Origin of the sequence: Marinobacter sp. (assembly GCF_014859525.1) — a bacterium.
Taxonomy (GTDB): Bacteria; Pseudomonadota; Gammaproteobacteria; order Pseudomonadales; family Oleiphilaceae; genus Marinobacter.
This window is the reverse complement of the sequence record NZ_JACUUB010000080.1, coordinates 1-10,793: the sequence shown is the minus strand read 5'-3', so window position 1 is coordinate 10,793 and position 10,793 is coordinate 1. Positions and strand designations below refer to the sequence as shown.

The following is a 10,793-nucleotide window of genomic DNA, read 5'->3' as shown; positions in this document are numbered from 1 at the left end:
CCCCGAAAGCCTCCGGTTGTGATCGAAAAACCCTTCTACGAGTTCGATGCCTGGTGCTGCGCTCGGGTAGATCGTTTCGGCACTCTGTTTGATCTGGTGCTGTCTCACCGGTACAGCAAACTGGACGTCACCGTTGGCGATATCCTTGGCGCCCACGGCAGCGCCACCATGTGTTACGCCTACTGGGACTTTATCCAGAACTACATGGATATCACCAAGCCGCTGCCGGAGCTTCCGTTGCTTGAGCGATACCGCCCGCTGGACCCGACCACGGCAGAGCATGACCAGAAAACGGGCCGGCCACCGCGCTACTGGCGGGATATGGACGATGAAACGTTCAAGAAGCACGTGGACCGGATGTTCACCGAAGTCACTATCATTGACACTGCGCAGCGGCGCAATGTGATGGCACAGAAGTTGAGTTATGCGAGCTGACATAGGCTGGGCGAGGCTCGGCCGTGAATATCGCTCCCCATTGGCGTATCATCCCGGGTCATCTGACCAACCAACACTCCAGGGGAGCCCACAATGATCTGGACCGTATACCTTTCCGGCGAAATCCACACCGACTGGCGCGAGCAGATTGCTGCGGGTGCTGAGGCGGCGGGGTTGCCGGTTGAGTTTACCTCTGCCAACACCGACCACGAATCCAGCGACGCCGCGGGCGATTTCCTGGGTAAGCCGGAGAGCAATTTCTGGCGTGATCACCAGTCTTCCAAGGTGAATGCCATCCGCACCAAGACCTTGCTGGAGCAGTGCGATCTGGCGGTTATCCGCTTTGGCGACAAGTACAAGCAGTGGAACGCGGCCTTCGATGCCGGCTACTGCGCCGCCATGGGCACGCCTTACATTACCCTGCATGATGAAGACATTGTGCATCCGCTCAAGGAAGTGGACGCGGCCGCCATGGCCTGGGCACAAACACCGGAGCAGGTGGTTGAGCTGCTGAAGTATGTAACGGCCTGAGTACAGCGCTTTTCGTGACCTCATCAACAGGATGTAAAAAGGGCAAAGGAACATGCCACTCTTCACTACCGGCAGTATCAGGGCAGCAGCCCTGGTACTCAGCCTGCTTTTTCTCTCGTTACTTGCCATTGATCCCGTTCAGGCCAATGCCCGGCCGCCGGCTATCCCCCTGGCCAATGTCTATCACTCGGGTGTAAACCTTCAGGAATACTGGGTCAGTGAAAAGCTGGACGGTGTCCGGGCCTATTGGGATGGCGAGCAGCTCTGGTCCCGGGGCGGGCATGAATACGTAGCGCCGGACTGGTTTACGGCGCAGTTTCCCCGGCAGCCGTTAGATGGTGAACTCTGGAGCGGTCGCGGGCGCTTTGCTGAGCTGTCCGGGGCGGTGCGCAAGGTGCAGCCGGTGGATCAGGAGTGGCGTCAGGTGAGGTTTCATGTGTTTGATCTGCCACAGCCTGAAACCGTGTTCGAGCAGCGTTATCGTCAATTGGAACGGCTGGTCGCAGGCTCTGACTCACCGTATCTGGTATTGGTGGAGCAGCGCCCGGTTGCCAGCCATTCAGAACTGATGGCAGAGCTTGAACAGGTGGTGGCTGCGGGTGCGGAAGGGCTGATGCTGAAGCGAAGAAACAGCCAGTATCGGGCCGGTCGTTCTGATGATCTGCTTAAAGTGAAAACCCATCAGGATGCGGAAGCGAAAGTCGTTGGTCACCTGCCGGGCAAAGGCAAGTACGAGGGGTTGATGGGGGCTTTGGAAGTCGAGCTCTACGATGGCCGGCAGTTTCGCATCGGAACCGGGTTTACCGATGCGGACAGGCGCAACCCGCCGGCGATTGGCTCAATCATTACCTTCCGCTACCGTGGTTTGACCGCCACCGGTTTGCCGAGATTTGCCAGCTTTCTTCGGGTCCGGAATGATGAACCGGTGCCGAAGGCCGATTAGGGCGATATGGCCTTGCTACTCTGGGCCAGCTCTTCTTCTGGCTCCGGGGGCGGAATTCTGGCACGAAAATGGTCATAGTAAAGGTGCGCCAAAGGCGTACACTGAAAGGATACACGGGAGATTAACCATGGTGTCTGTTCCTTCCGCTGGGCAAGTCCAGCAGCACATTTCGGCCATTGCCAGCGGCTTTCTGGGTGACTGGCTGGAGCACCGGGGCAATGCTCTGGCGGTGCCGATGACTGTGTTTGCACATGGCGAGCGGCTGGATCTTCAGAATCCGCGGCCTGCGGCGCCGGGCAGTGTGCTGTGCCTGTCTATCCATGGGTTGATGGAGCTGGAATCGGTGTGGGATTTCCCGGCCAAACCCGATGAACACTATGGTACTCACCTCGCCAGCACGTTGGGCGATACGTCGGCCCTCAAATTACGTTTCAATACCGGCCGGCCCATTTACCGCAATGGTCAGGATCTTGCTGCCTTGCTGGAGCGGCTGGTGAGCAACTGGCCGGTGCCGGTAAAGCGAGTTGTTCTGATCGGCCACAGTATGGGAGGCTTGCTGATTCGCAGTGCCTGTCATTACGGGGCTGCGAATGATCACCGGTGGGTCAGCCTGAACCCGGATTGTGTGTATATCGGCTCGCCCCACGACGGCTCCTGGCTGGCAGTCGGTGCCCAAAAGGCGGCAGGCTGGCTGAATCGGGTGCCCCGGGATTATATGAAAGTGGTGGGCGAGGTGATTGACCTGCGCAGCGAGGGCATCCGCAACCTTTCACGGGGCGAGGTGTTTGAGCCCGGCACCTCGGATCAACCGCTGTTGCACGGTGCCCGGCATTACGTGATCAGTGGGCTGCTCGCCAAGGGCGAACGACACCCTGTAAACGTTCTGTTTGGCGATGCCCTGGTACACCAATCCAGCGCCCGGGGTGATCGCCGTGAAGGCTGGGAGCTGGCGGGCATCGCTAATTTTCCTGGTGTCGACCATGTTCGTCTGGCCCACCACCCACTGGTGAGCCAACAACTGCAGGAGTGGCTGGTATGAAAGGACCGGATAACAATACGCACTGGTGGCTGGGTGTAGCGGAGCTGGCAGCCCACGGTATACAGCACGGCGCGGAGAAGCTGAAGCGTGTGCACCTTTCCATTGCGGACGAGAGTTTTCGGGTGCTGGAAGCCATTCCGGTCACTCGGTCCGCTAGCCGGTTTGTTCGAGTGTGCCACCATAGTATCGCCAGAGTCAGTTACGGCAGCGTGTCTTTGGCCGGTCGTGTGGTTGCCGAAGGGGCAGCGTCTGCCGCTGTTGAGTTCGGCCCGGGCTGAATAACCTCCAGGCGGTTCCGGCCGTTTCGTTTGGCGCTGTAGAGGGCCTGATCGGCTAACCGGAGATACTCCCCCGGCGAGTGCTCGGGCGTTGGAACACCCAGTGCCAAGCCAACACTGACCGTAAGAGCAATATGCTTGTCCTTGCACGCCTCACAGCGCCGGGTGGCGACGGCTTCCCGGAATCGGTTTAACCGGTTTTGAATGTCCTCGGCATCTTGATAACTGGCAAAAATCACAAACTCTTCGCCGCCAAAGCGGGCCAGGCGGTCGGTATCGCGCCGAAAGTGTTCGCGCATGGTGTCAGCCAGCGCTTCCAGACAGCGATCGCCGGCATCGTGGCCCCAGGTGTCGTTGATCGTTTTGAAGTGGTCGGCGTCGATCATGGCCACTGCAAAGCCGGTTTGATGGCGCAGGCACCACTGAAAGCTGCCGGGAAATTCGCGGTCAAAGTAGGTACGGTTGCCCAGGCCGGTCAGGCTGTCTGTTACGCTGAGGTGGGAAAGCGCCGTGTTGGCTTCCGCCAGCTTCCGGTTAAGCCGGCCCAGTTTGCGGTTCCAGTACACCAGAAGGCCGGTGACCAGCATCCCCGCCGCCAGAATTTGCCAAAGCCGGGTATAGTCCATCCGCTCTTCTATACGGATGTTACGCCAGGTGTCCGAAAGTTGGGTGCGTTCCTCTGTTGACAGGCTGGTGACCAGCTTCTGCATAATGCTATGGAGTGTGGGTTCGTCGGTGCGGGTGGCCATGGCCAGGGACCAGTCGGCCGGTACCCGGCCGATGACCTTGAGGTCAGCCAGACCCAGAGATTGCATATAATAACTGGCAGTGGCCAGGGTAGTGATGTATCCCGCCAGTTCCCGGTTCTGCAGCTTTCTCAGGCCTTCCAGCTCGGAGGCAACCGTGACCAGTTGAAGAGAGGGATTGCGTTTCTTCAACAGCTCGGCGAAGGCATAACCTTCCACAACACCGACCGGACTGCCGTCCAGCTCGTTCAGACGCTGAATGAAAGGGGACTCCAACCGCCCGATCACCACATTGGGCACTTCCAGGTACGGCGAGGTGAAATTCATGTATTCAGACCGCTCCGGGGTGCGCATCGCCATCGGGAGGATATCGCAGCGCCGTGCTTTTGCGGCGGCGATAGCCTGCGGCCAGTCGTTGGTTTTCATCAGGCGAAACACCACTCCGCTGCGCTGGCTGAACAGGCTCAGAACATCGGCCGACAGGCCAGTGTGCTTGCCATCCCGCACACCTTCCAGGGGCATCCAGTCCGGGTCAGCGCAGAATCTGATCTCGTATTTTTTTTGCTCAAGCCATTGTAACTCGGTGTCTGTCCATTGCACCTGCCTTGTTGACCCGGACGACGGCAGATTGGCGGCACCGAGCCAGCGGTTTTCGATCACCCGTTGTTCTGTCGGGGAAATGCTGGCCAGGGCCAGGTTCAGAATATCTGCCAGCGGCGAGAGCGAAGGTCGCACACCAAAGCGCAGGTCCTCACCGCTGAAGCCGGGAAGCTCCAGCTCTCCCGCAATACGGGTGCCACTGATGCCCAGTTGGCGAATCCAGTAATTGCCCGTATGCAGTGCACCGATCACCACATCCACATCGCCTCTTGCCAAAGCCTGGAACATGGGTTGTTGTGAGCCATAACCGATCACGGTTGCGTCTGCCAGTGTCTGGCGCACGGCGTCTTCGTAATAGATACCGGCGCCGATGCCCACGCGATAATCCTTCAGGTCGTCCAGGCCACGGTAATCCAGGCTATCGTCCCGGGTGAAAATGACGTTGGGAATCACATGGTAGGGTGAGGTAAACAGAGCGAAGGTTTCTCTGTCCGGCAGGAAGGACATATTGGCTATGATGTCGATATCACCGCTCTGCAGCATGGGTATGAGCTCATCCCACTGGCTCCTTACCGGTGTAATCTGCAGCCCGGTGAGGTCGACAATCCGGTTCATGATGTCCACGCTCAGCCCCAGAACCCGTCCACCATCGGTAAAACTGAAGGGGGCATAGTCGTCCATGAAGCCGACCCTTACTGGCCCCAGGCTGGAAAGATACTGCCTTTGCCGGGCGTTCAGGGGTAAGTCATGCGCGGTGTTGCTGAGCCCTCTGAACTCCTGCCATCTCTGCAGCAAGTTTCGCCGCCAGTCTTCGGGTACCGTATTCAGGCCGGATTGCAGCTGGTTGAACAGTTCCAGATTGTCTTTGCGGACGCCAATCCGGAAATCCTCGCCGGAATATCGCTTCAGTGGTGCCGGACCGAGAATCTCAAGAAAACGAAAGCCCGACTGGTTGGCCAGATACTCCAGTGTTAGCTTGGGGCCGACGGCAATATCTACCCAGCCAAAGGCCAGGGCCCGCACCAGGCTGGGCAGCGAATCATAAGTGGTCAGGGTGATGCCGGCGTCTGTAAACTCGTTGTTGTAGAAAAGATCCTCTACTACGCCAACCCGAAGCCCTGCAAGATCTTCCAGTTCCTGAATGACGGGCACATTACCGGCACTGTCGTGCATCAGGTAGATTTCCCGAAAGTGGTACGGCTCGGTAAATAGAGTGGTCTCGGCCAGATCCGGCCTCCAGGAGATGCCATCTATGGCGTCCAGATCGCCTCTCTGGAAGGCTGCGTAGATGTCCGGCCAGCTGCCCGCGCGAAAATCGAACGTGAGATTGCTGTTGCTGGCGACTTCACGGAGCACGTCGATGGAGAATCCGGATGGGTTGCGGCCCTCGAAAAAGCTGTAGGGCTCGTTATCGGCTACCACGCCGATGGTCACCACGCGCTGGGGTGAAGCGGGCTCGTCTGCCGCTGCATTCCATGCCATCAAGCTGGCGAACAGAGCGACGACAATCAGCCAGGCCCCCTGGGCTGTGTTCTGGAACATTTGAGGCAGGTGGCTTTGCAAGGTATACCTTCCCTGTAAATAACAATGCCAGTGTAGTTGTAGATCGTAACCTTTGACAGTGTTGTGTGGCTATATTGAATACATATTCAGGCTTTGAGACTACGCCTTTTGTGCCACCTCGAATCGCCGGCTATTGTCGGCGGGCCATGCGAATGAATCGATGATGGATGGTTCGGATACCCAGGAATACCAGCACCAGGATCGCCGGGATGGCCACGCCTAACACCAGGGATTTGTTGAACGCCAGGCCACTGTCTTGCAGCACGTCCAAACCGAGCTTGAGCAGGCTGATCAGGTAGTAGGAGATCGCCACCACCGAGAAGCCCTCCACCGTGTGCTGCATCATCAACTGAATGCGGGAACGGCGGTCCATGGAACTCAGCAGTTGCTGGTTCTGGCTCTGTATCGCCAGTTCTACCCGGGTCCGCATCATGTCGGAGGCTCGGTCCACCCTGCGGGACAGGTCTTCGAGCCGTTCCCCTACCGCTTCGCAGGTTTTCACCGCGGGGGTCAACCGACGGGTCATGAATTCGCTGATGGTCAGGTGGCCGGAGACTTCGTCTTCCCGCAGTTCTTCCAGCCGGGTCAATACCAGCTGGTGGTAGGCCCGGGTGGCGGCAAAGCGGAAGGTGGAGTGGGCCCGGTAGGCCTCGATGCGGGCGGCTATGTGGGTCAGTTCGGCCAGTATCTGTTGTTCGTCCAGGGATTCGTTATCCGCCAGGGACTGGGTGATGGTGGCCAGTTTGTGGTCCATGTCGTTCAGGTTTGGCGTGATCTCTCTGGCCATTGGCAGAGCCAGCAACGACATCAGTCGATAGGTTTCGATTTCCATCAGGCGCTGAACAAGTCGTCCCAGCTGACTGTTCGACATGTCACGATTGAGCACCATAAAGCGGCCAAACAAGTCGCTGTGCAGCTGAAAGGATCCCAGCACTCTGGCCGCACCCTCCTGGGGGCTGCTGCCGACCAGGCGCATGCCTTCAAAATGCTTGCGCATGAAGGCGAGTTCGCTGCGGGCATCCTCTACCGACGGCCTGACGTCAATATGAAACGCACCAACAACCGTGCCCGCCAACTGTTCCAGCCAACCTGGCGGAAGGGGGCTGATGCCGGTTTCGGTGAATGGGTCGGTCTTGGACACGTCGAGATTGGTGAAGGTGTAAGACGCAAATTCCATATGGACTTCGCGCCGTATCCTTAGTTGACCGATGGTGTGTTCATAGCACCCGACTTCGTGTTCTGGCCAAGGCTCGCCGAGCATCCGGTGCAGTTTCTGTAAGTGCTCGAACTGTTGTTGTCGCTGCTGGGGGGTGATCATCACCGCAATGTGGGTGATCCGGGCATGTGACGGAATAACCTGGAAAGGGCGTGAGTGCAGTTCCCGGTAAAGATCTGCCCGCAATGGATGAAAATCCAGAGAAGAAGGGGTAGCGCTCACGGCAGGATCCTTGATTCAGCGTCGGTTGTTGGGATCATAACCTTGAAACAGACACCGTCAATGCTACCTTGGCGTTTGTTTTCTGCATCCACCTGGCCGCCGTGGTAGTCGGCAATCAGGCGAACAATCAAAAGCCCCTGGCCCAGATGGCCTTCGCTCTGGCCCTCCCGCTGGGAGACGAAGGCGCTGAAGATGTCTACACCGGTGTTGCCCGGCAATCTGGAACCCTGGTTGAACACCGTCAACTGGTAACGGTCGCCTTGGGGTTGCAGTTCTACCTCGATGATACCGCCCTTTGGGGTGAAATCCCGGGCGTTGTCTACCAGCTTGTCGAGCATCTGCACCAGCATCTCAGGAGACCCCAGAACCGGGCAATCCGCGACCGGACCCAGGTAGCGAATCTGGTGATCCGGGTCCAGCTGCTGGTAGGCGGCGGTGGCTTCTGAGACCACGCTGGCCAGATCAAACCGTTCCTTGTCGGCCTGATCAAAGCTTTGCTCCAACCGGGCAGCCTCACTCATGCTGTTCAGGATTCGCCGCAGGCGTTCGGTGGCACCGGAGGCCCGCTCAAGATATTGCTGACGTTCCTGTTCTGAGCCACTGTGACCAAGATTCTCCAAAGACGAACGCACCACTGCGATCGGTGTTTTCAGCTCATGGGACAGTCGGCGTGAAAAGCTTTCAAGATAACGGTTGTAGCTTTGCAGACGCTCAACCATCTGGCCGAAGTGTTGCTGCAGTTGGCCCAGTTCATCGCGGCTGCGCGCGGGCGGGATTTGGCTCAAAATCCGGCCATCTTCATCCACGCTGGTGCTGACCAGCCGTTGCAGGCGGGCAATACGCCAGGACAGCCAGCTGGCGTACCCCAGGAGCACCAGAGTTAACGCCAGGATAATCAACAGGCTGCGAGCCAGCACGCTGCCAAGGGCCGACCCGGACAGAGTCAGCAGTTGATCAAGGGATTGTTGCAGTACCAGTGACCGGTCACCAAACAAGGTATGCTCAGTGGCCAGCCAGATAGAGCCATTGCGATGTTGTACCAGACGGTTCTCTGGCAGGGTGCCGGTGATTAACCTGTGATCGGTTTCATCCAGCGGAGCAGGTTCCGGTTGGTACAACCGGATCAGGGCGCGCAGGGCGTTCAGGGTGATCTGCTCAAGCACCTGAAAGGGCGAAAGCTCGTCAAAGTCGGCGCCTGGGTGAGGATCAGGGTGTCGGGCGTGGGCAATGATCCAGCCGGCCGGCTCGGTTACGGTCACCTGTTGGCCCTCGCTGAGCTGCCCGGTCAAGGTACGCTCCAGGCCGGCGTGCCTTTGCACCAGAGGTGGGGGCGGCGAGATTGCGGTGCCGTGTGCAGTCGATTCATCATCCTGCGCCAACCGAAATCCCAGAAAACTGCCCTGGGGCGGCAAAGGCAGCTGCAGCTCCAGCTGCCAGCCTGAGCCCCGGTCCCGCCAGGCACCATGAACCCGAAAATCGGTGGTTTGTTGGCGATCTTCCCGGATTGCGTGTACCTGGCCGGGTGCGGAGGTACGAACGGTCCAGCGCTGCGCTGCAGTCGGTTGTCCGACATCAGTAACCGGTGGCTGTAACACCAGTTCGAAGCGATCGTAGGGTTGATCGGGGCTGTTTTGTCGATACAACCTCATGGTCTGGTTTTGCATTTGCACCAGTAAAAACAGGTGTCGGTCATCGCTGGCGGCCTGCCACCGCAGGTGGGGTTGGCCCGGTGTTGGCAAAGTATCTGCTGATTGCCAGTTTTGCTGATGATCGCCATGGTCGTAACCGGCCCAGTCGTCGGCATAACCGTCGGGTTTGATCGGGTTGCTTGCCTGGCTTACGTAAAGCGCATTTGCCGTGCGGATTACCGGCTGCCCCAGCAGGCCGTCACCGGCCAGCTCAGCCATTCGTTGGCCGCGCTCTTGAAGTTGCTGTAAAGCCTGCTGGCGCAGAGCACTGTCCAGCTCCAGTACAAACTTCAGTCCTGCCCATGGAATCAACAGCATCAGCAGGCTGGCAAAGAACAGCTGGCGTTTAAGGCTCAAGGCTAGACCTCACGGGCGTTCCACCGGTAACCCATGCCATAGGCGGTTTGAATGCCGTCAAAGGCACTGTCCAGTTGTACGAATTTGCGTCGGATCCGTTTGATATGTGAGGTCACGGTGTTGTCATCCAGCACGGTGCTGGCGGCTTCCATTAACTGGTCGCGGCTGCGAACGTGGCCAGGGTGTTGTACCAGTGCATGCAGCATCCAGAACTCGGTGACCGTAAGGTCCACAGGCTGGTTGTCCCAGCTGACGGTCATGCGGTCCACATTCACCGACAACAGGCCCCGCTGTAACAGTTCGTCCGGTTTTTGCAGGGCTTCTGCCCAGGCTTCGGCCCGGCGCAACAGCGCGGTTATGCGCGCCAGCAGATGATCCAGGCTCATGTCTTTGGTGACGTAATCATCTGCCCCCAGGCGCAGGCCGTGCACAGAATCAATATCGCCGTCCCGGGCAGTCAGAAAGATTATTGGTAAAGTCGCTGACTGCGCTCGCAAATCCTGACACAGGGTAAAGCCGCCTTCGGGTTCATCGCCGAGCCCGACATCAATAATGGCCAGGTCTGGCAATGTCTGGCGCAGAACCTGCCAGGCCGCCGGCCGATCACCGTAAGTGGATACCCGGTAGCCCCGGCGCTCAAAGGCTGCCCGGTAGTTATCCCGGATGCCCGGTTCATCTTCTATCAGAACAATGTGTTTTTTCATCGATCGATCAGTTCAGCAGTATGTGCTGTTATTAAACCATGCCCTCACACAGGCACAAGCGTGGCTGGCGGTATTGCCATAATTCATCATTTTTTATCGCTGGCCTGCCCGCTTCTGCCATCGGGTTGCCCGCGCCGGCTGGTGCAATGGCAGCACTCAAATCCACAAAAAGGATGTCGTGATGATGCTGCTATCGCTGCTTGCTAAACGGGATAACCAAATCCCGCTGGATTCCCCGAAAACTATCGGCCATCGAGCCAGCCGGCCCCGGATGCTTCGCTGTGCTGAAGGCGTCAGCCTCTGGTTGGCGATGCTGATGATGTTGTTTGTGCACCCAATCTACGCGGAAGCCCGCCCAATGGACATGGAGCAATCCGGCCAACTGTACCTGATGGATGGTCAGAATGCCTGGCAGCAGCCGGCGCTGATTCTGGACAGCGATTTCAGCGTGCAGGTGTCGGGTTTGTTGGC

8 protein-coding genes and 2 pseudogenes are annotated in these 10,793 nt (G+C 58.4%); 6 read left to right on the top strand and 4 right to left on the bottom strand.

The annotated features are described in order from the left end of the window. The 5 genes and pseudogenes from IBX51_RS12830 to IBX51_RS12810 all read left to right on the top strand — a co-directional run. Positions 1-435: pseudogene (locus IBX51_RS12830) on the top strand (hypothetical protein); the annotation flags it as partial. Between the two features lie 93 nt (positions 436-528). Beyond that, positions 529-966, top strand: a complete 438-nt coding sequence (locus IBX51_RS12825; RefSeq protein ID WP_058091620.1) for a YtoQ family protein — start codon at positions 529-531, stop codon at positions 964-966. Between the two features lie 52 nt (positions 967-1,018). Next, complete coding sequence (locus IBX51_RS12820) at positions 1,019-1,909, top strand: DNA ligase (RefSeq protein WP_291831677.1); 891 nt, start codon at positions 1,019-1,021, stop codon at positions 1,907-1,909. 127 nt (positions 1,910-2,036) lie between these two features. Next, entirely contained in the window at positions 2,037-2,948 is a 912-nt protein-coding gene (locus IBX51_RS12815) for an alpha/beta hydrolase (protein WP_291831676.1), read from the top strand. After that, on the top strand, positions 2,945-3,226 hold the full coding sequence (locus IBX51_RS12810; RefSeq protein ID WP_291831675.1) for a hypothetical protein: 282 nt from the start codon (positions 2,945-2,947) through the stop codon (positions 3,224-3,226). Before IBX51_RS12815 ends, IBX51_RS12810 begins: the two co-directional genes overlap by 4 nt. Here the strand turns inward: IBX51_RS12810 and IBX51_RS12805 are convergent. The 4 genes from IBX51_RS12805 to pdsR form a co-directional block, all read right to left on the bottom strand. Further along, positions 3,148-6,135, bottom strand: coding sequence for a transporter substrate-binding domain-containing protein (locus IBX51_RS12805; protein WP_291831674.1), 2,988 nt, complete (start codon positions 6,133-6,135; stop codon positions 3,148-3,150). The two genes, IBX51_RS12810 and IBX51_RS12805, sit on opposite strands and share 79 nt — an antisense overlap. A 130-nt stretch (positions 6,136-6,265) precedes the next feature. After that, positions 6,266-7,573, bottom strand: a complete 1,308-nt coding sequence (locus IBX51_RS12800; RefSeq protein ID WP_291831673.1) for a DUF3422 family protein — start codon at positions 7,571-7,573, stop codon at positions 6,266-6,268. Then, positions 7,570-9,618 (bottom strand): ATP-binding protein, encoded by a 2,049-nt coding sequence (locus IBX51_RS12795; protein WP_291831672.1) that lies wholly within the window; start codon positions 9,616-9,618, stop codon positions 7,570-7,572. Before IBX51_RS12795 ends, IBX51_RS12800 begins: the two co-directional genes overlap by 4 nt. Positions 9,619-9,620: 2 nt before the next feature. Then, positions 9,621-10,322, bottom strand: a complete 702-nt coding sequence (pdsR, locus tag IBX51_RS12790) for a proteobacterial dedicated sortase system response regulator (RefSeq protein WP_291831671.1) — start codon at positions 10,320-10,322, stop codon at positions 9,621-9,623. A 181-nt stretch (positions 10,323-10,503) separates the two neighbouring features. On the opposite strand from pdsR, the pseudogene IBX51_RS12785 reads away from it, so the two are divergent. Beyond that, a pseudogene (locus IBX51_RS12785) lies at positions 10,504-10,793 on the top strand (marine proteobacterial sortase target protein); the annotation flags it as partial.